Genomic DNA, 23942 nt, shown 5'->3' with positions numbered 1-23942 from the left:
ATAAGAAAGGACCGCTATGGCCACCCAGACCGTTCTCGTCATCAACTCGGGTTCGTCCTCGATCAAGTACCAGCTCGTCGACCCCGACTCGGGCGAGCCGATCGCCAAGGGCCTCATCGAGGCCATCGGTGAGGACTCGGGGCATGCGACGCATACCTATGGCGAGGAGCGCCGCGAGCTCGACCGGGTCATCGCCGACCACACCGAGGGCATGGCGATCATGGAGGAGTTCTTCTCCACGCTCGGCCCCGACCTCGCCTCCAGCCACATCGTTGCCGTGGGTCACCGCATCGTCCAGGGCGGCAAGTACTTCTCGGGGCCGGCCCTCATCGACGAGGAGGTCCACGACAAGATCGTCGACCTGTGCCCGCTCGGGCCGCTGCACAACCCCGCCCACCTCAAGGGCATCGACGCGGCGCGCAAGATCTTCCCCGACCTGCCGCACGTCGCGGTCTTCGACACGGCGTTCTTCCAGTCGTTGCCCGAGGAGGCGGCCCGCTACGCGCTCAACCGCGAGGTCGCCGACACCTACGAGATTCGCCGCTACGGCGCGCACGGCACCTCCCACCAGTTCGTCTCGGGCGAGGTCACCCGGATGCTGGGGCGCGACGACCTCAAGCAGATCGTCCTCCACCTGGGCAACGGCGCGTCGGCCTCGGCGGTCGTCAACGGCCACGCCGTGGATACGTCGATGGGGCTAACGCCGCTGGAGGGCCTCGTCATGGGCTCGCGCACCGGCGACATCGATCCCGCCGCGGTCTTCCACCTGCTGCGCCAAACCGACATGGGCGTCGACGAGCTCGACGACCTGTTTAACAAGCGCTCGGGCATGAAGGGCCTCACCGGCGACAACGACATGCGCCGCGTTCACGAGCGCATCGCCGCCGGCGATCGCGACGCCGCCGACGGCTTCGCCATCTACATTCACCGCCTCGTCTCCTACGTGGGCGCCTACACGGCCGTCATGGGCGGCCTCGACGCCCTGACGTTCACCGCGGGCATCGGCGAGAACGACGCGAAGGTCCGCGAGGCCCTGTGCGAACGCCTGGCCTTCCTCGGCGTGCGCATTGACGCCGAGGCCAACGCCCAGCGCTCGGGCGAGGCGCGCGTCATCTCGACGCCCGACTCGGCCGTCACCGTCCTCGTCGTTCCCACCAACGAGGAGCTGGCGATCGCGCGTCAGGCCATGTCTCTCGTCTAAGACAGCGGCAATGAGGGGGAGGACGTCGGCGAGTCCTCCCCCTCATTCATCCGGCACCGGCGGCCGGATGACTTTATCCTGGACACCTGTGCGGCTGGCGCACGAGGAGATCTGGCGACGAAGGAGTCTGGCGTGAAACTGCTCAACAGCACCGATATTTGGAACGTCTACACGATGACGCAGGCCCTTGACGACGTCGCCGACGCGTTCGTCGCCGTCTCGGGCGGGCGCACGATGACGCCGCTGCGCACGAAGATCTGTCCCGACTCCCGGCGCACTGTCCTCACCATGCCGGCCTACGCCCCCGGCGTCGATCAGGTATCGGTGAAGACCATCGCCCTCTACCCCGACAACGCCTCGCGCGGCCTGCCGACGGCCCCGGCCTCGCTCGTTCTCGTTGACGGTAAAACGGGGATGACGCGTGCCTTCCTCGACGGCGACACGGTGACGAAGTTCCGCACGGGAGCGTCCTCGGGCGTGGCCTTCCGCCACCTCGGGCGCGACGACGCCCAAGTCGGCCTCGTCGTCGGCACAGGCGGGCAGGCCTTCACCCAGGTGCTCGCCCTCCTCGCGGCGGCCCCCACTCTCAGCGAGCTGCGCATCGCGAATCCCTTCGACGGCCAAGCCGAGGAATTCGTCACGGCGTTGCGCGCGCATCCCGGCTTCGCGCAAGCCGGCTTCAGCGGGCGCATCACGACGTGGCTCAACGCCGACGAGGCGGCAGCGGAGGCCGACCTCATCATCCTCGTCACCTCATCGACTTCGCCGGTCCTTCACGCCGACACCCTCAAGCCCGGAGTGACGATCTCGTGCGTCGGCTCCTACCAGCCGCACATGCAAGAGTGCGGGGCCGACGTCATGGCGCGCGCCGACAAGATCTATTGCGACGACGTCGAGGCCGCGCTCGAGGAATCCGGCGACCTCATCATCCCCCTGGAATCCGGCGACATCGATCGCGCTGACATTCGCGGCGCAATCGGCGAGGTCATCGCCGGCGATCTCGTCGGTCGCGAGCGCGATGACGAGATCATCGTCTACGAAACCGTCGGCGTCGGCGCCCAGGACCTGTGGGCGGCCCAGGCCATCGTCAACGCCGCCGAAGAGGCAGGGGTCGGCACCGACTGGGAATAGCTCGGCGAGCCTGTGCGACAATATCGGCTATGGATTTCGCCACGGCCTCGTCCCACGGTTTTCTTCGCGTCGCCGCGCTGAGCGTCCCCGTGACGCTGGCGCAGCCACAGGCGAATGCCCGCGCCATCATCGAGACTCTGCCGGGTCTGGCCGAGCGTGGCGTCGCGATTGCCGCTTTCCCCGAGCTGTCGCTCACGGGCTATTCCCTCGAGGACCTGTTCACCCAAGCCCACCTTCTCGACGGTGCACGCGAGGGGTTGGCGACGATCGCGGCGGCGTGGCGGCCGGGCTATCCCCTTCTCGTCGTTGGGGCGCCCGTGCTCGTGCGCGACAAGCTGTACAACTGCGCGGTGACGATCGGCGACGGACGGATCCTCCACGTCCGTCCCAAGTGCGCGGTTCCCGGCTATCACGAGTTTTACGAGCACCGCTGGTTCACCGCGGCGCCGGCCGACCTCGACGATGAGGTGACGATCGACGGGGCACTTGTCCCGTTCACGACGGCGCCCTTCGTCACCGATCTGCTGCCCGGGGTCACCATCGCCACCGAGGTGTGCGAAGACCTGTGGGCCAGTGACGATTCCGCGCGGCACGCCTGCGCGCGCGGGGCCCAGATCGTTGTCAACCTGTCGTCATCCCCGGCGACCATCGGGCGCGCCCGCGAGCGCGAACTCGTCATTCGGGCGGCCTCGATGCGTCATCAGTGTGCCTACGTCTACGCGGCCGCAGGCGCGGGTGAGTCGACCTCGGACCTGTCGTGGGACGGGCAGACCGTCATCGCCCAGCAGGGCGATATCGTCGCCGAGGGCGAGCGGTTCTCGTTGAGCGGTGCGCAGGCCGTGGCCGATATCGATCTCGAGGCTATCCGCACGGCGCGCCAGTCGATTCAGACGTTCACGACCGCGACCGACGGTCCCCGTCACATCTCGACCGCCTCGACGGTGAGGCCGCGCATCACCGAGGGCGAGCTGCACAATCCGCGCATCCGGCGCTTCCCCTTTGTCCCGAACGATGCGGCCGAGCGCGATTCCGATTGCTTCGAGGCTTATTCGATCCAGGTCAGCGCGCTGGTGCAACGGCTGCGCTCCATCGGCAACCCGCGCATCGTCATCGGGGTTTCCGGCGGGCTGGATTCAACCCACGCCCTCATCGTGGCAGCGCGCGCCATGGACCTGCTGGGTCGCGACCGCTCCGAGATCCTCGCCTATACCTTGCCCGGGTTCGCAACGTCGGAGGGGACGAAATCCAAGGCCTACCGGTTGTGCGAGGCACTCGGGATCGCGTGCCGCGAAATCGACATCACGCCCGCGGCTCGGCAGATGCTTGACGACCTCGATCACCCCTATGCCGAGGGGCAGGACGTCTACGACGTGACGTTCGAGAACGTGCAGGCGGGCCTGCGCACGGACTACCTGTTCCGCCTGGCCAATCATCGCGGCGGCATCGTCTTGGGCACCGGTGACCTCTCGGAACTGGCGCTTGGGTGGTGCACCTATGGCGTCGGGGACCACATGTCGCATTACTCGGTGAACTGCGGGGTGCCCAAGACCCTCATTCAGCACCTCATTCGCTGGGTCGCCCACACGGGCGAATTCGGTGATGCGGCATCGCAGGTGTTGCGCGAGATCCTCGACCAGGAGATCTCGCCCGAACTCATTCCCTCCACCGGCGCCCTACAGTCGACGGAAGACACGATCGGCCCCTACGAGCTGCACGATTTCTTCCTCTACTACGTCCTGCGTGGCTACCGCCCCTCGGCGATTGCCTTCCTCGCGTGGGTGACATGGCGTGATGCCTCGGCGGGCAGCTGGCCCGAGGGGGCGAGCGAGCACCGCTCCTACACGCTCGCCGAGGTCGTCGGCTGGCTGCGGGTCTTCCTGCGTCGGTTCGCCTCGGCCCAATTCAAGCGCACGTGCGTGCCCTCGGGACCGAAGGTCTCGCCCGCGGGGTCGCTGAGCCCGCGCGGGGATTGGCGGATGCCGTCGGATTCGTCGGCTACTGCCGCGCTTGCCGAACTCGACGCGGCCCTTGAGGGATATCTCGACGAGTAAAACGGGGAGTTAGCCGAGCGAGGGCATGACTCGGCCGCCATAGAACGACAGGTAGCCGATGCCCGCGGCAAGCACGAGCAGGACGAGGGCGTCAGCCCACCAGCTGCGCGCGGCGAACCACACCGGGCGGTCGTGCAGCCCGATGCGCACGATGGCGACGGCGGCGAGCAGAGTCGCGAAAACCCGTGCGGCAAAGACCGGGTGATTGGCCAGCGCCAAGCCGAGCGCCATCGCCATGATGGCGACGAACGCGCCGATGCCGATCCAGCGTTGGGTCTTCGTCCCGACGACGCAGTCGTCGTCTCGATTCGGCTCGCTCACCCGCCCAGTTTAGCGGGATCATAGGGCCTCGGCGCCAGGCCGCCACCTGGCGCCGAGGCGGCACTCATTAGTGGCAGAAGTGGCGCACGCCGGTGAGATACATCGTGATGCCGGCGGCGTTGGCTGCCGCGATGACCTCGTCGTCGCGGATCGACCCGCCGGGCTGGACGACGGCGCGGACACCGGCATCGATGAGGACCTGGAGGCCATCGGCGAACGGGAAGAATGCGTCGGAGGCCGCGACGGAGCCACGCGCGCGCTCCTCGGGGTGATCGGCGACGACGTCGGCCGCGTTCGCCCCGCCGACTCCGGCCTCGGCGGCATCACCGGTCGCGCGTGACCCCAGCGTGTTGGCGCGCTCGACAGCGAGTTTCGCCGAATCGACGCGGTTGACCTGTCCCATGCCGACGCCGACGGTCGCCCGGCCCTTGGCAAGCAGGATCGCATTGGAACGCACGGAGCGCACGGAGCGCCAGGCAAATTCGAGGTCGGCCAACAGCGCGTCGTCGGCGGGTTGCCCGGCGACGAGGGTCCACCCGGACGCCCGATCCCCGGGCTCGTTGACGTCGTCGCGGCTCTGGCGCAGCTGCCCGCCGCTGATCTGCTTGATCTCCTCGCCCCCGCGCGTGGGCGGGGTGACCTTGAGGATGCGCAGGTTTTTCTTCCCGCTCAGCTCCTCGACAGCACCGTCCTCGTAGTCGGGGGCGATGACGACTTCGGTAAAAATCGGGCGAATCTGGCGGGCCATCTCGACGCTGACGGGACGGTTGCACGCGATGACGCCGCCGTAGGCCGAGACTGGGTCGCACGCGTGGGCGGCCCGGTGAGCCGCCGCCACGTCAGCGGCCGTGGCGATGCCGCACGGATTGGCGTGCTTGACGATCGCCACGCACGGGTCAGAGTGGTCGTAGGCGGCGCGCAGGGCGGCATCGGCGTCGGTGTAGTTGTTGAAGCTCATCGCCTTGCCCTGAAGCTGCGTCGCGTGGGCGATTCCCTCGCCGCTGCCGTCGGCGATGACGCGCGCCGACTGGTGGGGGTTCTCGCCGTAGCGCAGCTCGTGCGTCGGCGCCTCGGCCTCGAGGTCGAGCTGGTCGGCGAACCACCGCGAGATCTCGGCGTCGTAGGAGGCCGTGTGGGCAAACGCCGCCGCAGCCAGGCGGCGACGCTGGTCCAGGGTGAAGCCGCCGGCAGCCAAGGCCTCGATGGCCTCGTCGTAGCGGGCCGGGTCGACGATGACGGCCACGGACGGGTGATTCTTGGCCGCGGCGCGCACCATCGAGGGGCCACCGATGTCGATCTGTTCGACGCAGCCGTCAGCGTCGGCGCCCGAGGCGACGGTGTCGGCGAACGGGTAGAGGTTGCACACGACGAGGTCGAAGGGGGCAACCGAGAGGTCGTCGAGCTGGGCGCAATGGGCCGCCTTGCGTCGATCCGCGAGGATCCCCGCGTGGATGCGCGGGTGCAGCGTCTTGACGCGGCCCTCGAGGCACTCGGGGAAGCCCGTGACGTCCTCGACCGGGGTCACGGCGATGCCGGCCTCGCGGATGCGCGCGGCCGTCGATCCGGTCGAGACGATCTCGACGCCGGCGGCCTCGAGGGCGCGGGCGAAGTCGAGAATTCCCGTCTTGTCGTAGACGGAAACGAGGGCGCGACGAATGCTCACGCGGGCCTCGCCCGAGTCGGGAACGGTGACGGTGGTCATGGGGGCTCTCCTTGCTCATCCAGGTCACACCCGAACCCAGGCGCGCGGTTCGTGCGATGATCGCTCCCCGGTGGTCATCCACCTTCAACGCCAGTCGCGATGCCTCCACTCTAACGCGTCGCGCTCCCCGGGGATCAGCCCTCCTCGTCGGCCTCCTCGACGAAGGTCACCGGCGAGGTGCGGGTGTCGTCGGCGCTGCGTTCGGGGGTGCCGACGCGCAGGCGCGTGCGGCGCCCCGTCTCGTCACCGTTGCGCTCGACACGCGCGATGCGGGCTGGGCGATCCGAGGGGGGCTCGTCCGCGCTCTGCGAAGAGGCCTCGCCCTCGGACTCGGTCTGCTCGTCGCTATCTGTGGCTGCGGGCGCAGCGGCCGGAGGCGTGGACACGATCCCCAGGCGAGACGCGCCGCGGTGAGCACCGCTCACACAGGCACGGCACCCGCGTGCAATGGCGGCGCGAATCCCCGGGTGCATGAGCAGCGCGAGGACACAGCCCGGCACGACGCTCTCGACCATCGCGGCACCCCACGCCCGCGTCCAGTCGACGCCGACGATGGCCAGGCGCTCCTCGCCGAGAGACCCGACGGAGAGGCGAAACACGACCGCGAGGCCCACCCCCATCGTCACCGCGACGGTGAGGACCTGGAGCACGTGCGTTTTCACCCGATAGCGCTGATGGGTACCGCCGAGCCACGCGCCGATGAGGAGGGCGAGGGCCACGACGATGACGATGGCCCACCAGCCCACGTGAATATCCGGCGCGGCCACGAACACGGGCACCGCCGGGATCGGCCCCGACTGGGCGTCGAATGCCGAGAAATGCGTGGAGTCCCCCAGGGTGTAGCCCACGCCGAGCACCCACGCATAAGCCCACGCGGCAAGCATGGGCAGGTAGGCGAGGTGTGCGAGAACGAGCACGATCGTTCCCCACGTGTCCACGGGCAGCAGGTCGCGCACCCCGTTGACCTCGTCGAACGACAGCGCGACGGCGGCAACGATGAGGACGACGCCGCAGATCCCGAAACCGGCGAGGATGCGCAGCCCCAGGCTGATTCCCTGCCCCAGCCACCCGGGAACGTGAATGCGCCCCTGCCCGAGCGGGAGCGTCCAGCTGCCCTGGTCGATGCCGAGATCGAGAAGATCGCGGTCGCGCTGGCTGGCGCTGGAGAACCGCGAGGCGCTCGACTCCACGCTCGGCGCGGCCACCGAGGAGGCAACGCGCACGCGCCGGCGGATACGCACGGCCGCGGCGATCGCCCCGAGACAGCCAAGCGCAAGCGCGCCCAGACACAGCCGTCCCAACGCAAGATTCGGCGTCATTGCCCCAACCGCGGCAACGGTGACGACATAGCTCACCCAGCCGCACCATGGCGCACCCGGCCTCGCTTTGCGGGCGACAAGTCGGGCAAATACCCACACATAGGCCAGCGTGAGTCCCCACGGAGCCAGGGTGATCGTCAGCGGGGTCCCCAGGGCCTCGACGCGCAGCGGCACAAAAAATCCGCCGGCCCACACGCTCGTCAGCGCCGCCACCTGCTGTCCCAGCGAGATGTCGACCAGCCACGGGTTTCCCGACTGAGTGGTGACGGTAATCACCCCGATGATCTGGATGACGAGCCACGGGATGAGGGCTGCGCCTATGCCGGCAGCGACGGCGCGTTTGGCACCGTCGGGCAGGCGCAGGACGATCTCGCGGCGTCTCGGCGTGGAAGTAGGCATCGCCTTCCATCATCACTCACCCGCGGTGCCGACGCGACGCGCCACCCCGAGTATCGGCTACACGAGGCGGCGTGCCGATGCCCACCGGGTGAGCTCGTGGCGGTTGGAGAGCTGAAGCTTGCGCAGGACCTTCGAGACGTGCGATTCGACGGTTTTGACCGAGAGGAACAGCTGCTTGGCCACCTCGCGGTACGTGTAGCCGCGCGCGATGAGCCGCATGACTTCGAGCTCGCGCTCGGAAAGCAGATCCAGTTCGTCGTCCGAGCCGGCCACCTCACCGGTGCCGAAGGCGTCGAGGACAAATCCCGCGAGTCGGGGCGAAAACGCGGCATCCCCCGCGGCGACGCGGTCGATGGCGTCGATGAGTTCCGGGGTCGAGATCGTCTTCGTCACGTAGCCGCGAGCGCCGGCACGGATGACCGAGACGACATCTTCGGCGGCGTCGGAGACAGATAGCGCGAGGATCCGCATGGCGTTCGTGCCCGCCAACGCGCGCGCGACCTCGGCTCCCCCGCCGCCGCGCCCGCCGGGGAGATGAACGTCGAGGAGGATGACGTCGGGCGTGAGTTCCCGCGCCTGGGCGATGGCCTCGTCAACGGTCGCCGCCTCGCCGACGACGTCGAGATGTGTCGAGGCCTGGCTCAGTTCGGAGCGGATGCCGGCGCGCACGAGCGGATGGTCGTCGACGATGAGCAGGTGCAGGGTGCGGGAGTCGTCGGTGGGATTCATCGGGTGTCTCCTCTGGGCACGATGACGGTGACGTCGCAGCCGAGCGGCCCCGAATCGATTCTTACGTCCCCGCCGAGACGGCGGACCCTGCCGATGATCGAGTCGCGCACGCCGAAGTGGTCGTCGTCGATGTCGTCGGGGTCGAAGCCATCGCCGCGGTCGAGGACGTGGGCCTCGATCTGCTGCGCTCCCACCTCGATGTAGGCGGTGACGGGCGGGCGACCGTGGCGCACGGCGTTGACGGCGGCCTCGTGAAGGATGTCGGCCAGGGGCGCGCTAAACGCGTCGGGTTCGGTGTCGCCGACGGCGACGACCTCGATCGTCGTGTTCAGCTGGTCTTCGACGCTGGCGAGGGACTGGCGAACGAGGTCGACGAGGGAATGACCGGGATCGGCCTTGGCCTCGTACAGCCATCGACGTAGCTCCCGCTCCTGGCTGCGGGCGAGGCGTTCGACCTGCTCGGCGTCGTCGGCGCGGATGCGGATGAGAGCAAGGGTTTGCAACACAGAGTCGTGCAGGTGAGCGGCGACTTCGGCACGGGCCGCTTCGTCAGCGCGGGCGCGCTGTGACTTCTCCAGTGCGCTGCGCCCGATCGACGCGACCGGCCATACGGCCAGCGCACTGACGGCGACAATGACGACGATGATGAGGATCAGCTGCGGCAGCGTCCCGCGAATGCCGAGGATCGTCACCCCGATCGCGTGGAAGTAGGCGAGGGAGGCGATGAAGGCACACGAGAGATCGGCGAGGAAAATCCCGAGCACCATGAGGGCGAGACAGCGCGGTTGCCGCAGCGCGTCCGGCTGGCGCGCGTGAGTCCACACGAGCGCCAACCCGGCCACAGCCACCAGTCCGGGTATCGCCAGGTGATGATGCATCGTCGCCCCGATCGCGAAAACCGACGCGGTGCCGTACTGGGCGACGGAGGCAACGAGGACGATGGCAATGGCGAGTAGCGTCACGCCGATGGCACCCGAGCGTCTGCGCGTTGCCCGCGGATCGTCCTGCGGTAGCTCCTCGGACTCGGCCAGGCTCGCCGCGACGCGACCGCTCTCGGCCCGCTCGTCGTGGGCTAGAGTGCGCACGACGTTGCCGTCGGGCACCAGCCCCCAACAACAACAGGTAGGCCCCGATTCCGATGCCGTAGACGAGCACGGCGACGAGGAAGATCACACGCACCCAGACGATGGGCACCCCCGTGTGCAGGGAGATCCCCGCGCACACGCCTCCGAGATAACGTTGAGGCACACCCGGGGCACTCACCCGCCCGGGCCGCAACAGGGGCGGGCGTCGTGGAGGAAGAGTTGTGCTCACCATGCGCCCATCGTCTCACCTCGCCCGCCCATCGCATCGGCTCAGCGGCGACTTTCAGGGATCAATCAGGGTCGAATCAGGGTGGTCCCTACTGGTTGGCCTGTGTGAGCCGTGATGACATGAAACCATGAACTACTCGCCCCGCAGACTCAGTCTCTTTCGCTCCCTCCACGCGCCTCATCTGCGCCGTGGCGAGGCCCCGCTGCTCGCGGGCATTTGCTCGCGATTTGCCCAGCTCAGCGGCCTCGACCGCATCCTCGTGCGCGTCGGGGTCGGCGCGATCCTCATCGCCGCCGCCATGCTGAGTCCATCCCTGTTCGCCGTGCTGGTTGGGCTGTACGGGCTGGCCTGGTTCGTCTTGCCCAGTGCCGAGGATGAGATCATCGCCGAACAGCTCCTCACCCGCGAGTCCCTCTCGTGGGCGCTCATTCCCATCGTCGCGCTCCTCATCGCCGGGCTGGTCGGCGTCGGCTCGCTGACCGATCTCGTGTGGATCGGCCTCGGGGTCGCCGCCCTCGCGGCCCTTCTCGTCGCCCTGGGACGCCGCCACCACCGCGATGCACCCTCCGCCCCCGCGCCGCTACCCGCCACACCGGCAGCTGCGGACACCGAGAAGGCGGCGGACGCGCCCGAAGCGGAGATCGCCACGATGACGACCCCACCGGCCGAGCCTGCACCCGAGCCCGTTGACGTCCGGCAGCGCCCGGGGCGCCGCCTGTCTCTCGGGGTCGCCGGGCTGGCTCTTCTGGGCGCGTGCGGTGTCGGCATCGTCTCGCACAGCGTCGGGCTGCTCTCGGGCCCCCTCCTCATCGCCGCGACCGTCGGCATCATCGTCGCCGCCGGTGCCGGGTGCGCCCATCTCATGGGCCGCAACGGCGGCTGGATGACGGGTCTGGCCACCCTCATCACCCTGGTCGCCGTGTTCCCGCTGACGATGCTCTACATGGTGGTGCCGCCGTCACTGGCGTGGAGTAACGGCTCTGTCCTGCCGTTGAGCCAATCGGCGTACCGACCCGGTGCCGTATCCACCGACCAGGGCGCGATCGTCGGACACATCGGCTCCTACATCCGTCCCGACGGGCCGCATCCGAGCGACCTCAACGTCGTCTTCGGCGCCGTGCGCATCTACGTTCCCACCGGGTCGGCGGTCGATATCGTCACGCAGCTGGGAACGGGAACACTGAGCATCCAGGCGTCCTCGTCGTTCTCGACGTCGGGGGCTGTCACCATCGACGATTTCTCGCCCCAGAACGCCACGTCGCCTGCCGCGAGCGACCTCGTGCCCATGGGCAGCCTGGTCACGACCGGATCTTCCAGCTATGACGCCGCTGGCACGGCGATTCCCAGCGCGCATGTGTCCGTGCCCTTCGCGCCCGATATCAGCACCGGCATACAAGCTCGCGAGACGACGGTCCACCTCGGCGCGCGCGACGCTGACACTCAGGTCGTTCGCGTCCACGCCCGCGTGGGCATCGGCGAGATCGAGATCATCGAATCCCGACCCCACTGGGACGGGGAGGTGAAGGAGAAGGACGGGAAGACGTACTTCTTCCAAGACGTCGTGTGCCCGACCGCGAATCCCGACGACTGCCGCTACGACCAGGGGCACGCACTGCCGGGAACGACGTCGTGGGGGTCGAGCGGCGCGCTCTACACCAGCGATATGCTCACCCCGGTGACAACGGCACCCGACGGGACTCAGACGAGCGGCGATCCCCAACCCAATCCGTTCCGCACGGCAGCGCCCCACTCGGACGGCGCCTCGGGTGACGCGCCCGCGATCGACGGGGAAGGAGACCTCCAGTGACGCCGCGATACCGCCACGCACCGACCCGTCTCGTCCGCTGGATCCGCCCGGGCTGGGTCGCCTACGCCGGGTGCCTCATCGGGTTATGCCTGTGGGGCGGCGCCGTCGGCCTCGGACTACGCCTGCCTCTCTACACGATCGTCGTCATTCCCGTCGTGTTCCTCGCCGTCGCGCTTCTGCTCGTCGCCCTCATTCCCTCGCGCCACTTTGAGCGGCGCACCGTTGAGGGCGAGGCCGATGGCGAGCGCACGGACACAGACGACGCGACGACGGCAACGATGACCCTGCCCATCGTCGACGACGAAGATCAGCAGCACAGTTAGAATCCGCGACACACAGCGGCGGGGCCGGATGCCCAGGCATCCGGCCCCGCTCGTCGTTTACACAGCTAGCTAGCCGACTGAAGAAGCTCGCGGGCCAGGCGCGCGGTCTCGGACGGCGTCTTGCCGACCTTGACGCCCACGGCCTCGAGCGCCTCCTTCTTCGCGGCGGCCGTCCCCGACGACCCCGAGACGATAGCGCCGGCGTGTCCCATGGTCTTGCCCGGGGGCGCGGTGAAGCCCGCGACGTAGGCGACGACCGGCTTCGTCACGTGCTCGGCGATGTAGGCGGCCGCACGCTCTTCGGCGTCGCCACCGATCTCGCCGATCATGACGATGAGGTCGGTGTCGGGATCGTTCTCGAACGCCTCGAGGGCGTCGATGTGGGTGGTGCCGACGACGGGGTCACCGCCGATCCCCATGCCCGTCGTGAAACCGAGATCGCGCAGCTCGTACATGAGTTGATACGTCAGCGTTCCCGATTTCGACACGAGCCCGACGCGCCCGGGTCCGGTGATCGTCGACGGGGTGATGCCGGCGTTGGACAGTCCCGGCGAGATGATGCCCGGGCAGTTCGGGCCGATGATGCGGGTCTTCGATCCCAGCGAGGCCTGAACGAATTCCGTGGCGTCTTGAACAGGCGTGCCCTCGGTGATGACGACACACAGGGGAATTTCGGCCTCAATGGCCTCCATGACGGCGCCCTTGACAAACTTGGGCGGCACGAAGACGACCGAGACATTGGCGCCGGCGGTCTCCATGGCCTCTTTCACCGTGCCGAACACGGGGACCTCGACCGTGCCCTCGCTGACGTCGGTGGCACCCGGTCCCATCGGGGTGACGTCGAAGCTGACGGTCTGGCCCGCTTTGCGCGGGTTGGTGCCGCCGACGATGCGGGTTCCGCCGCACAGCATGAGGCGGGTGTGCTTGCGTCCCTCGGCTCCGGTCATCCCCTGGACGACGACGCGGGAGTTGCCATCAAGAAAAACAGACATGTGTGGTCCCTTCCTACTTCTGCGCCGCCAGCTCGGCCGCCGTGGCCGCGCCGCCGTCCATCGTCTCGACCATCGTCACCAGCGGGTGATTGGCCTCGGTGAGAATAGCCCGCCCCGCATCGACAGCGTTGCCGTCCAGGCGGACGACCAGGGGCTTCGTGGCCCGCTCTCCCAGCAGGTCCAGGGCCTTGACGATGCCCTCGGCGACCTGATCACACGCGGTGATTCCGCCGAAGACGTTGACGAAGACCGACCGCACCCGCTCGTTCGACAAGATGACGTCGAGGCCGTCGGCCATCACCTGCGCTGACGCCCCGCCGCCAATGTCGAGGAAGTTCGCCGGGCTGACGCCAAAGCGCTCACCCGCATAGGCGACGACGTCGAGGGTTGACATGACGAGGCCGGCACCGTTGCCGATGATCCCGACTTCGCCATCGAGCGAGACGTAGTTCAGCCCGCGCTCCTTCGCCTTGGCCTCGAGGGGATCCTCGCTCTTGCGATCGACGAGGTCCTCGTGGTCGGGGTGGCGGAACCGCGCGTTGTCGTCGACCGTCACCTTGCCGTCCAGGGCCGTTGCCGTGCCGTCGGTGCACATGACAAGCGGGTTGACCTCGACCAGTTGCGCGTCCTCGGCGACGTAGACCTCCCACAGGGACACGAGCACCGGGGTGAGCACGTCGATCTCGTCGGCGCTAAATCCCGCATCGGTGAGGATCTCGCGGGCGACCTCGGGAGTGATGCCGTCGCTGTCGAGGGGACGCTTGACGAGAGCCTCGGGGCGTTCCTTGGCGAGCTGTTCGATCTCCATGCCGCCCTCGCGCGAGCACATCGCCAGCTGCCGGCGGTTCGAGCGGTCGAGGAGAATCGAGAAGTAGTACTCGTGCGCGATGTCGGCACCGGCGACAATCATGACCTTGCCGACCGTGTGCCCCTTGATGTCCATCCCGAGAATCGCGGAGGCATGCTCGTAGGCCTCGTCGGGAGTGCGCGCCAGCTTCACGCCGCCGGCCTTGCCGCGCCCGCCGATCTTCACCTGCGCTTTGACGACACACAGGCCCCCGATGTCTTCGGCGGCCTGGCGCGCCTGCTCGGGGGTTTCGGCAACCGTCCCGTGCAGAACAGGTACCCCGTGCTTCGCGAATAGGTCACGCGCCTGGTACTCATAGAGGTCCACGCTGACTTCCTTTCTCATGAGCTCTCGTGCTCCCAATCTATCTCGATTGGTCAGCTCAGACGTCGTCTATCGTAACGCCCGTCAGGGACCTAAGCCCCAGGTTCGGAGGAATGTCGTGGGCTAAATGCCGACGTCACGGGGCCTGCGCCATTACGCTAGCCTGGTACGCCATCCACCGAGGGGAAGGACCCCCATCATGGATCTCCATCTGTCGGCCATTGACTTCGCCGTCATCGCCGCTTACTTCATCGTTCTCGTCATCATCGGCGTCGCCTCGCTGCATTTCGCCAAGACGCGCGACGACTACCTCGTTGCCGGACGGCGCCTCGGATTCCCCATGTTCTTCTCATGCATGGCCGCCCTCGCCGTCGGCGGTGCCGTCACCGTCGGTGGCGCCCAGCGCGGCTACGAGGTCGGCGTCTCCGGCGTGTGGGTCGGTGGCTCGCTCGGCATGGGCCTCATTGTGCTCGGCATGCTCGTATCCTCGAAGCTCTCGCGCCTGCGCGCGCTGTCGATGGCCGAGGTCATTGAGCGCAACTACGGGCAGAGCGCCCGCATCCTCTCAGCCGTTCTCACGATCATCTACACGGTGTCGCTGACCGTTGTCCAGATCGTCTCGATCGGCGCCATCCTTCAAGGCATCGTCGGCTGGTCGACGACCGTGTGCATGCTCGTCGGCGGCGGCGTCGTCGTCTTCTACACCTTCATCGGCGGCATGTGGTCGGTGACGATGACCGACCTGCTCCAGTTCATCGTCAAGACGGCCGGCATCATCATCCTCGTGCCCATCTTCGTCTTCGCTCACCCCTCCATCGGCGGGGTGAGCGGATTCTTCGCGAAGGTTCCCGAGTCCCACGCCGACATCGGCGCCCTCGGGTTCCAGGGGACGCTGTACTGGATCCTCCTCTACGTGCCCGGGCTCGTCATCGGTCAGGACATCTGGCAGCGCGTCTTCACCGCGCGCACCGACACGATCGCGCGCGCCGGCACGCTGTCGGCCGGCGTCTACGCCATCATCTACGCCCTGGGCGGGGTGCTGCTGGGCATGGCGACGGCAATCGTCGTTCCCAACCTCGCCGATCCGTCCGAGGCCTTTTCCGCCGGCGTCGCGACGTTCCTGCCCGTCGGCGTCGCCGGCGTGCTGCTGGCGGCGGCCATCGCGGCGGCCATGTCGGTGGCATCGGGAACGATCCTCGCCTGCTCCACCGTCGTCTATAACGACATTTACCTGCGGCTCGTGCGCGGCGTCGTCACCGACATGGAAGACGAGGCCGGGAACGCGCGCGAGACGACGAAGCGCGACGTGTGGATCAACCGCATGATCGCCTTCGTGTTGGGCATCGTCATGATGGGCCTGGCCGTGGCGATCTCGGATCTGTTCAAGGCCCTCGACCTCGCCTACGGCTTCCTCTCGGGCTGCGTCTTCGTTCCCGTCATCGCCGGCTTCGTCCTCAAGAAGGTCTCTCCGCGCGCGGGCCTCGTCTCGCTGGCCGTGTCCTTCCTCGGTGTGGCCGGGACGATGGCCTACGGCGAAGCCACCGGGCAGCCAGACTTCGCCATCGGTGGCAACTGGCCGATCATGGTCGGCATGGCGCTGTCGATCGTCTCCTACGCTCTCGTCACGGTGATCGACCGCCGACGCATCACCCCCAACCTCTCCCCCGCCGAGCGCGCAGCCGAAACGTCGCGCGCCTAAGCACCACGCCGGGGCGCGACCCGCCCCGGCGTCCTACCCGAAGAAAGGACGTCAATTGAGCGATTTCGAGCGTTTCCTCGCCGACCACGTCAAGGCCCGCAAGGAAAACCTCATGTCGACGGCCGGCGACGCCGCCCTGGCCATCCCCGACATGATTAACTTCACCCTCGGGGATCCGGATCTGACGACCGACCGGCGGATTCTCGACGCGATGTATGCCGACACCGTGGCCGGCAAGACCCATTACACCGAGACCCTCGGCGAGCCCGAGGTGCGCGAAGCGATCTGTGCGCACACGGCTAAACACTACGGACTCGATTACTCCATCGAGGACTGCATGATCACGACCTCGGCCAACCACGGCATGTGGCTGATCATGCAGACGATCCTCAACCCGGGCGACGAGGTCCTCATCATCGAGCCTTATTTCACGCCCTACCCCGACCAGATCACCATGGCCCAGGGCGTGCCCGTGTGCGTTCCCACCCGCGCCGAGGACGGTTTCTTGCCGACACGCGCCGCCATCGAGGCGGTCCTGTCCGAGCGCACGCGCGCGATCATCGTCAACTCGCCGACCAATCCCACCGGTGCCGTGTGGGACGACACGACGCTCGAGATGGTGGCATCGATTGCCGTTGAGCGCGATCTCATCGTGCTGGCCGACGACATCTACACGATCTACGATTTCGCCCGCCCGTTCCGCTCGATTGCGACGATGCCGAATATGCGCGAGCGCACGGTCATCCTCCACTCATTCTCGAAGAACTACTGCATGGCGGGATTCCGCATCGGCTACCTGCTCGGCCCGGCACCTCTGATGAACGCCGCGCGCGACATCAACGAAAACGTCGTCTTCTCGGCTCCCACGCCGTGCCAGCGCGCGGCCCTGGCGGCTCTGCGCCACCACGACGAGGTGTGCCCGCCCATTCGCCAGATGTTCCTCGACCGGCTCACCGTCGCCGCCGAGGAGGTCGGGCGGACCCCGAAGATGCACACGCCCCCGCCCTCGGGAGCCATCTACCTGTGGGTCGATATCCGCGAGACGGGAATGTCGTCGACCGAGGTCGCCGACTACCTGTTCGACAACGCCCACGTCGCCGTCGTCCCGGGGATCGCCTTCGGGGCCTCGGGCGAGGGGTTCATTCGCCTGGCGGTGACCATTAGCGAGAACGACATTCGCGCCGCCTTCGCTCGCATTCGCGCCACCGAGCTGTTCAGAGACTAGCCGCGCGCACAATAGCTGATCCCCTGTCACCGGAATTATCCGATGACAGGGGATCACTGCGTGTCGGTCTTTAGGCGAGCAGCGCCTCGATGGGACCCAGGCAGAAGTAGATGACGAAGAGCGCCGAGACGATCCACATGAGCGTCTTGACGTCGCGAGCCTTCCCGGCCGCGACGCGGGTAATGACGAAGGCGATGAAGCCGAAGCCGATACCCGCGGTGATCGAGTAGGCGAACGGCATCATGGCGATCGTCAGGAAGCAGGGAACCGCATGCAGCGGGTTGCGCCAGTCGATGTCGGCGACGTTCATCATCATGAGGAAGCCGACGAAGATGAGGGAAATCGACGCGGCCTCGGCCGGAACAAGCTCGACGAGCGGCGCGATGAAGATCGACAGGATGAACATCGCACCGGTGACGATCGACGCCAGGCCCGTGCGCGCGCCCTCGGCAACGCCCGAGGTCGACTCGACGTAGGACGTGTTCGACGACACGCCGCCGAGGCCACCGGCGACGGCGGCCAGCGAATCGATGAGCAGGACCTCGCGAGTGCGCGGCGGGTTACCGCGCTCGTCGAGGAGATGCGCGCCGGCGCCGACGGCGACCATCGTCCCCATCGTGTCGAAGAAGTCGGCGAGCATGAGGGAGAAGACGATGAGGATGACGGCGACCGGACCCAGCTTCTCGAAGGCCCCGAAGAAGTCGATGTGCCCCAGGGTCGCGAAGTCGGGCAGCTGAATGGGAGAGCCGTCGAGGGCGGGGGCGTTGGTTGCCCAGCCGGTGACGTTGACGGCCTCGCCGGCCTCATTCGTCCCCTGAACGCCGAGCTTGGCGAGGGCTTGAATGATGACGGCGATGACCGTCGCGGCGGCGATCCCGATGAGGATGGCGCCCTGAACGTTGCGCATGTACAAGACGATGACGATGATGAGGCCAACGATGAAGACGAGCATCGGCCACCCGGACAGGGAGCCGTTGATTCCCAGCTGGACGTAGGTGCCACCGGGACGCACGATGCCGGCGTTGATGAGGCCGACGAAGCAGATAAACAGCCCGATGCCGACGGAGATCGCCGTCTTGAGTTCGGCCGGAACCGCACGGAAGACGGCGCCTCGGAAGCCGGTCAAGACGAGGACGGTGATGGCCACACCCTCCCAGAAGATGAGTCCCATCGCCTCGGCGTAGGTCAGTCCCATGGCGTCGGGATTAGCCAGGGTGAAGGCGACGATCGCGTTGAGCCCCATGCCGGCGGCCAACCCCATGGGGAAGTTCGCCACGACGCCCATGAGGATCGTCATGATGCCGGCGACGAGGGCCGTGCCCGCGGCGATGGCGGCGGGCGAGATCGTCGAGGGTGCTCCTGCCGAGAGGACCGAGGCGTTGACGACGAGGATGTAGGCCATCGCAAAGAAGGTGACGAGACCGCCACGAACTTCACGACCGATCGTGGAGCCGCGCTCGCTGATATGGAAGAAAGAGTCAAGGCCGCCCGGGCGGGTGCGCTCGCCAGCCGGTGAGGTAGACACGGACATGTGCGCTATTCCGTTCTCGCTGTGGATGAGGACAGCGCCATTATGCGGGTAAGACCCGCGGCTGCCCTAACCGGAGCGGCCGGGAGCGACCACCTCAATGTCGAGTTCATTGACGCGGGGGTTCGGGTTCCCACGGGCTGGGCTGCTGGGCGATGTCGGTCTCCGAGTGCGCGCCGCACGTGTGATCGAGGGACACGACGCGCCCGTCATCAGGAGACCATTCGTTCGCGCACACGCCGAAGGCGCGGCGCAGCGACCCCGACAGCTTGACCATGAATCCGCAGTCGGCACACGTGTGTTCGGGAAGTTTCCGCCGATTATTGGCTCCGCGGGCCGGACCGCATTCAGAGGCGTACCAGCGGTCGGCGGCCTCACGACGCCCGCGCGAGGACAGGATCCGCGGGCGCCCGAGTCCCATCTCCTCGACCGTGCGCTCGTCGAGTTCTTCGGCGTCGGCGTCCTCGTAGGAGTGGTCGAGTCGCGCGTCGTCGGCGCGATAGGGCAGCGTGTCACCGCGACCAATATCACCAGGCTCGAGCCGCTCCTCCCACGGCACCCACTCGGGGGCCAGCAGGGCATCGGGGCCGGGCACGAGGCCGATTTCGCACACCGTGGCCTTGCGTGAGCGCGGCGAGCGCGCGAGCGTCGTCATCCATCGCCACCCGCGATAGCCCTTCTTCAAGCAGTCGAAGGTGTGGCACACGAGGCGACGTTCGGTCTCGACCGCACCCAGGTGGGCACCGATTTCGTCGTCGTGGGCAATCGGCGCGAGCGCCGCGCGGGCCTGGTCGACGGCGTCACCGAGGATTCGGTCGACCTTGGCGCGCTCGGGTGCGCTCGACTCGGAAGTTTTAGGCATCAAAGTCCTCCGCCAGGGCGCGCAGCACCTGGGCAATCTTGCGGGAGTTGTCGGGGTAGTGGCCCCGCCGCAGCGAGCCGGACGCCCCGTCGAGGAGACGAATGAGATCTTCGACGACGCCGACCATGTCGCGCGGGCGACGCCGGCGCGCCTTGGCCAGCGAGGGCGGGGTCTCGATGACGGAAATAGAGGTCGCCTGCGGGCCTTTGCGCCCCTCGGCGACGCCGAAGTCGACGCGCATGCCGGTCTTGAGGTTCACCCCCGCTTCCACGGCCGCCTGGCCAACAAAGACGTCACGTCCGTCGTCGGCGGTAATGAAGCCAAAGCCCTTCTGGGCTGAGTACCACTTGACGCGACCGCTGGGCACGGCTCCTCCTTCAGGTTTTCGCTTGCCGGCATCCACCGGGCCCGTGAATTCCCTATGATAACGACCAGGGCGGGCACCTGCTCCCCAGTGTGGCACAGATGACCGCGACCGTCGCTATCCCCTGCGTCGTGCGCTACAACTAGGAAGATCGTTCGACATGTCTCATCGTTCACAGTCGAAGAAGAGGCGACTGTTCGGCCGCCGCGACACGGAGCGCGTCTCGTCCCCTCACGTGCCCGCTCCACTTCCCGCCGATGACGACATCTGGTCCTCGCCCTCGTCTCCGGCACCGACGCCGACGTGGGCCGACCTGCCCACCCCCGACTCCCCCGCCTCGACCGAGCCGTCTCGACGCCGCTACAGCGATGCGCCACTGCCCTCGGTGCCGAGTTCGCCGACGCGCGGAGCGCACTACGTCGAGATCGCCGCTGCGCAGGAACACCCCTCCGACGACATCGCGACGCCCGCTGAGGTTGCCGAGGAGATCCCCGTCGTCGAGCACGCGCGCCCGCGTGGGGACTACTCGTGGCGCCAGCGCGCGACCTCGCGGCCGAGCACCCGCGCGGACGTCTCGGCCGAGCGGACCACGGCCCTCGTCGAGCGGGCGCTCGAAGCGCTCGCATCCGCCGGATTTAACGAGAGCCAGATAGAGCTCACTCGCCCCGCTCTCGAGGCCATCGCCGCCGATCTCGTCACCGCCGATACCGAGGCACCTGACCAGCCCACACGGCCCGCGAACGACTCAGCCCCTGCGCAACCGACGCGAGAGAACGAGCGCGTCTCCCAGCTGCGGGTGCCCCCGCTGAAAGACGCGACCCCCGCTTCTTCCGAGGCCACGCCCGCGCCGGCCCCCGAGTTCGATGCGGCGCACACGGAGGCGCGCGCCCGCCAGCAGGCCCAAGCCGAACTCGCCGAGCGCCGCCGCGAGCGCGAACGCCATGCCCGCGAGGCCGCCGAGGCCGAGGAGGCCCGTCGCACGCGCCAGATTCAGCTGGCGCGTGCTGAGGCCGAGCAGCGACGCCTGGCCGAGGCCAAGACGCGCGCAGCCGCCGAGGCGGAGGCTCGGCAGACGGCCGAAGCGCAGCGTCAGCGCCGCCTCGTCGAGGAGGAGCGACGCAATCGCGAACGAGCGGCCATAGCGACCTCGCAGTCGGCCCCGACCGAGGAGCCCGCAGCACATGAGGAGATGACGCCGCGGCGTTTTGCTCGCAAGCTGCGTGAGGCCGACTCGCTGTGTCGCGGCTGCGACGGCTTGCTCGAGGTCGTGACGATCCAGTTCGGCCTCGACCACACCCAAACCTATGCGCGCGCTCTCGCCCATGCCCGCGCGGTCGTCACCGAGGGGCTCGGGCTGTTTGCCGATGCCCAGATCAATCACAAACCGCTGCCCGGTGAGGACTACCGGGTCTCCCTCGACGAAGCGTGCGCGCGCCTGCGCGAGGAATCGCTGCGTTTTGCCGGGTGGCGCCACGCCGATTCCTCGGTGGAAGACATCGTGGCCGATCTCGAGCCCTTCATTGAGCAGGCCGAGCGTGGGCTGGCGCGGGCCGGCGACGTCGCCGAAGCGATGACCGAGGTACAGCCCCAACATGCCGACGTCCTGCTCGAGGACGCTCGCATGGCCGCCGGGCAGCTGAGCCAGGCGCGCGACCTCCTCGACCAGGCCCGGCGGGCGAGTGCCGAGGGCGAGGCCGAACGCACTCCCGACCTCACCCAACGTGGCGAACACGCTATTCTTGCGGCGGTCCTCGTTGCCCACCGCGTCGACGATTGGGACGAGTACGTCGGCAATCAGCGCACGCGCGAGGTCGCGGCCGATTCCGCAACGGCGCTGCGTTTTTCCCTTCAGGCCGTCAGCTGTTACCTGGCGGCGCTCGAGGACTTCATCAGCCTGCACCGCGCCCGGGTCTCGCTGGCCGCACGGACGATGCTCATGCTCGCCGCCGACACCCTCACGCGCGTCGAGGAGCTGGCCCCGACCGATCCGGACGCCGCCTTGCGGTTGATCGATCAGGCCGAACAGCAGGCTGAGCAGGCCGATCGCCTGGCTCTTTCTGCGCTATCGGACCGCGCCGAGGCCCGCGAGCGGTAGGATGCCGACATGGCTAGTGAGCCCACGTATCTCGTTATTGACGGTGAGAATATTGACGCCACGCTCGGCATGAGCGTGCTCTCGCGCCGGCCCGATCCCGAGGAACGTCCCCGCTGGGATCGAGTCTTGCGCTTTGCCTCCGGGCTGTTCGACACCGATACGACCAAGGGTCTGTTCTTCCTCAACGCCTCCTCCGGGCACCTGCCCATGGGATTCGTCCAGGCGCTGCTCGCCATGGACTACACGCCGATTCCGCTGTCGTCTGACGACGCCGAAGACAAGGTCGTCGACATCGGTATCCAGCGGATGCTCGACGCCATTCGCGCCTCGGGACGCGGCAACGTGTTGTTGGGCAGCCACGACGGCGACTTCGTTCCGCAGGTCGAGGCCCTGTTGGCGGCCGGTCACCGCGTCGGCGTCCTGGCTTTTCCCGAATTCCTCTCCTCGTCGCTGGCGCAGCTGGTACCCGAGGGACTCGAGGTGTGCGACCTCGAGCACGACGTCCACGCCTTCCAGGTCTCGCTGCCCCGCCTCAAGATCATCCCGCTTGACGAGTTCCGGCCCGAAGCCTTCCTCTGAGCGCTACTTCTGCGCCAGGCGCACGACCTGTCGCGCAGTCTGTTCGTCGACGACGAGGTCCGTCGCGACCTGTGCGCGCAGCGCCCCCAGCAACGCCGGGGCCTTCGCGGGGCCGGCGACGACGCACAGCCGCCGGTCGATGCGGCGCAGCTCGTCGGGGGTGGGGCCGGATGCCCGCTGGTTGAGCTCGATCCCCCGGTAGGTGCCATTTTCGCGGATGAAAACCGTGCACACGTCGCCGACGACCCGGTCGGCATCCAGCGCATTGAGGTCCTCGCGCGAGAGGTATCCCTGCGAGTAGACGTGTGACGGGATCTCGGCGGTGAGACCGCCAACGCCGAACAGGGCGAGCGAGCAGCGCCGCTGCAAGTCGAGGACCTGGCGGATCGACCCCTCGCGCCACATCGCCTGCTTGGTTTCGGCGTAATCAAAGAATGCCGGGACGGGGAAATGGACCGAGCGTGCCCCCAGTGCCGCCGCGGCTTCGGCCATGATCGCGCCAACGTAGGGCACGCCCGTCGTCTCGTGAGATGCCGCGCCGTTGAGTTGGACGAGCGTGACGTCGGGGATCTCGCGACGCGGAATGTGGCGGATAACCTCGGCGGTCGTGTTTCCCCACGCGAAGCCGACGACCATGCCGGGGGCAATCATCTGCATGAAGTTTTCGGCGGCGACAGCCGCGACCTGCGAGAGTCGCCGCACCTGGGAGGCTCCGGGGCGCACGGGAACGACCCACGCATGCACTCCAAAGGCCTCGTGGAGCTGACGCGCCAGATGCGAACCCGTCTCTTCCAACGGCGCCACCGAGATCCGCACGATCCCGCTTTCACGCGCCTGGGAAAGCAACCGTGACACGGAGGAACGGGAGGTGTGGAGGTGAGCGGCGATCGACTCCATCGTTTGACCCTGGAGGTAGTACATGGTCGCCGCCTTGTGCATGGTGACGTCTCGCAATCTCCCATCCCCTTCGACGACTCGTGCACATTTATGCAGAGGTGTTGCAGCTCCAGTCAACAATACACAAAATGAATAGTGTTCCGGCTCACTCATCCGGCTCGGATGTGGCGGGTCCGGACCCGCGTGCGGCCCGTCCCCAACGGGCCGTCGGTACGCCGTTGTACCCCGATGGG

The 23942-nt window shown here is 67.7% G+C and carries 20 protein-coding genes, 1 pseudogene and 1 riboswitch; of the genes and pseudogenes, 9 read left to right on the top strand and 12 right to left on the bottom strand.

Features of this window, described 5'->3' with window-relative positions:
• The first annotated feature begins 16 nt into the window (after positions 1–16).
• The 3 genes from H8R18_RS02280 to H8R18_RS02270 all read left to right on the top strand — a co-directional run bounded on the left by H8R18_RS02280 (position 17) and on the right by H8R18_RS02270 (position 4383).
• Complete coding sequence (locus H8R18_RS02280) at positions 17–1201, top strand: acetate/propionate family kinase (protein ID WP_191072104.1); 1185 nt, start codon at positions 17–19, stop codon at positions 1199–1201.
• Positions 1202–1333: 132 nt separating this feature from the next.
• The gene (locus H8R18_RS02275) at positions 1334–2332 is read left to right on the top strand and encodes an ornithine cyclodeaminase family protein (protein WP_191072105.1); all 999 of its coding nucleotides are present in this window, start codon (positions 1334–1336) and stop codon (positions 2330–2332) included.
• Between the two features lie 29 nt (positions 2333–2361).
• Positions 2362–4383 carry an NAD(+) synthase gene (locus H8R18_RS02270; protein WP_191072106.1) on the top strand — a complete coding sequence of 674 codons (2022 nt, stop codon included), beginning with the start codon at positions 2362–2364 and terminating at the stop codon, positions 4381–4383.
• Between the two features lie 9 nt (positions 4384–4392).
• Here the strand turns inward: H8R18_RS02270 and H8R18_RS02265 are convergent, their stop codons facing one another.
• The 6 genes and pseudogenes from H8R18_RS02265 to H8R18_RS09860 all read right to left on the bottom strand — a co-directional run.
• Positions 4393–4704, bottom strand: coding sequence for a hypothetical protein (locus H8R18_RS02265; RefSeq protein ID WP_191072107.1), 312 nt, complete (start codon positions 4702–4704; stop codon positions 4393–4395).
• 67 nt (positions 4705–4771) lie between these two features.
• Positions 4772–6406 carry a bifunctional phosphoribosylaminoimidazolecarboxamide formyltransferase/IMP cyclohydrolase gene (gene purH / locus H8R18_RS02260; RefSeq protein ID WP_191072108.1) on the bottom strand — a complete coding sequence of 545 codons (1635 nt, stop codon included), beginning with the start codon at positions 6404–6406 and terminating at the stop codon, positions 4772–4774.
• 27 nt (positions 6407–6433) lie between these two features.
• A riboswitch (ZMP/ZTP riboswitch) is annotated at positions 6434–6514 on the bottom strand.
• 26 nt (positions 6515–6540) lie between these two features.
• On the bottom strand, positions 6541–8124 hold the full coding sequence (locus tag H8R18_RS02255; protein WP_191072109.1) for a cell division protein PerM: 1584 nt from the start codon (positions 8122–8124) through the stop codon (positions 6541–6543).
• Positions 8125–8181: 57 nt separating this feature from the next.
• Complete coding sequence (locus tag H8R18_RS02250; RefSeq protein ID WP_191072110.1) at positions 8182–8853, bottom strand: response regulator; 672 nt, start codon at positions 8851–8853, stop codon at positions 8182–8184.
• Positions 8850–9938 (bottom strand): sensor histidine kinase, encoded by a 1089-nt coding sequence (locus tag H8R18_RS09045; protein ID WP_227712924.1) that lies wholly within the window; start codon positions 9936–9938, stop codon positions 8850–8852. The genes H8R18_RS02250 and H8R18_RS09045 overlap by 4 nt, the downstream gene beginning before the upstream one ends.
• Positions 9939–9978: 40 nt before the next feature.
• Positions 9979–10170, bottom strand: a pseudogene (locus H8R18_RS09860) (PspC domain-containing protein); the annotation flags it as partial.
• A gap of 124 nt (positions 10171–10294) precedes the next feature.
• Between H8R18_RS09860 and H8R18_RS02240 the strand changes: the two are divergent.
• Both H8R18_RS02240 and H8R18_RS02235 read left to right on the top strand, forming a co-directional pair.
• Positions 10295–11974, top strand: a complete 1680-nt coding sequence (locus H8R18_RS02240) for a PspC domain-containing protein (RefSeq protein WP_191072112.1) — start codon at positions 10295–10297, stop codon at positions 11972–11974.
• Positions 11971–12297 carry a hypothetical protein gene (locus H8R18_RS02235; RefSeq protein ID WP_191072113.1) on the top strand — a complete coding sequence of 109 codons (327 nt, stop codon included), beginning with the start codon at positions 11971–11973 and terminating at the stop codon, positions 12295–12297. The genes H8R18_RS02240 and H8R18_RS02235 overlap by 4 nt, the downstream gene beginning before the upstream one ends.
• A 65-nt stretch (positions 12298–12362) precedes the next feature.
• On the opposite strand, the gene sucD is transcribed toward H8R18_RS02235, so the two are convergent.
• A complete protein-coding gene (gene sucD, locus H8R18_RS02230; protein WP_191072114.1) occupies positions 12363–13289 on the bottom strand; it encodes a succinate--CoA ligase subunit alpha in 927 nt (308 codons plus the stop codon).
• Positions 13290–13302: 13 nt separating this feature from the next.
• Entirely contained in the window at positions 13303–14463 is a 1161-nt protein-coding gene (gene sucC / locus H8R18_RS02225; RefSeq protein ID WP_191072115.1) for an ADP-forming succinate--CoA ligase subunit beta, read from the bottom strand.
• 196 nt (positions 14464–14659) lie between these two features.
• On the opposite strand from sucC, the gene H8R18_RS02220 reads away from it, so the two are divergent.
• Positions 14660–16159, top strand: a complete 1500-nt coding sequence (locus H8R18_RS02220) for a sodium:solute symporter family transporter (RefSeq protein WP_191072116.1) — start codon at positions 14660–14662, stop codon at positions 16157–16159.
• 55 nt (positions 16160–16214) lie between these two features.
• On the top strand, positions 16215–17384 hold the full coding sequence (locus H8R18_RS02215; protein ID WP_223875353.1) for an aminotransferase class I/II-fold pyridoxal phosphate-dependent enzyme: 1170 nt from the start codon (positions 16215–16217) through the stop codon (positions 17382–17384).
• 70 nt (positions 17385–17454) lie between these two features.
• Here H8R18_RS02215 and H8R18_RS02210 read toward each other — a convergent pair whose 3' ends face one another.
• The 3 genes from H8R18_RS02210 to H8R18_RS02200 all read right to left on the bottom strand — a co-directional run bounded on the left by H8R18_RS02210 (position 17455) and on the right by H8R18_RS02200 (position 20141).
• Positions 17455–18915 (bottom strand): NCS2 family permease, encoded by a 1461-nt coding sequence (locus H8R18_RS02210; protein WP_191072117.1) that lies wholly within the window; start codon positions 18913–18915, stop codon positions 17455–17457.
• Between the two features lie 106 nt (positions 18916–19021).
• Positions 19022–19774: a DUF3027 domain-containing protein gene (locus H8R18_RS02205; RefSeq protein ID WP_194189351.1), complete on the bottom strand. Its 753-nt coding sequence runs from the start codon at positions 19772–19774 to the stop codon at positions 19022–19024.
• Positions 19767–20141 carry a cold-shock protein gene (locus H8R18_RS02200; protein WP_191072119.1) on the bottom strand — a complete coding sequence of 125 codons (375 nt, stop codon included), beginning with the start codon at positions 20139–20141 and terminating at the stop codon, positions 19767–19769. Before H8R18_RS02200 ends, H8R18_RS02205 begins: the two co-directional genes overlap by 8 nt.
• A 157-nt stretch (positions 20142–20298) precedes the next feature.
• Between H8R18_RS02200 and H8R18_RS02195 the strand changes: the two genes are divergently transcribed.
• A complete protein-coding gene (locus H8R18_RS02195; protein WP_191072120.1) occupies positions 20299–22233 on the top strand; it encodes a hypothetical protein in 1935 nt (644 codons plus the stop codon).
• A gap of 9 nt (positions 22234–22242) precedes the next feature.
• Complete coding sequence (locus tag H8R18_RS02190; protein WP_191072121.1) at positions 22243–22812, top strand: NYN domain-containing protein; 570 nt, start codon at positions 22243–22245, stop codon at positions 22810–22812.
• A gap of 3 nt (positions 22813–22815) precedes the next feature.
• Here the strand turns inward: H8R18_RS02190 and H8R18_RS02185 are convergent, their stop codons facing one another.
• A complete protein-coding gene (locus H8R18_RS02185) occupies positions 22816–23733 on the bottom strand; it encodes a sugar-binding transcriptional regulator (protein ID WP_223875354.1) in 918 nt (305 codons plus the stop codon).
• Between the last annotated feature and the right edge of the window lie 209 nt (positions 23734–23942).

It is taken from the genome of Nanchangia anserum (assembly GCF_015240065.1).
In the GTDB taxonomy this organism is placed as follows: domain Bacteria; phylum Actinomycetota; class Actinomycetes; order Actinomycetales; family Actinomycetaceae; genus Nanchangia; species Nanchangia anserum.
Note: the sequence above shows the minus strand (reverse complement) of the source record. Positions and strands in the feature narration are given on the sequence as shown.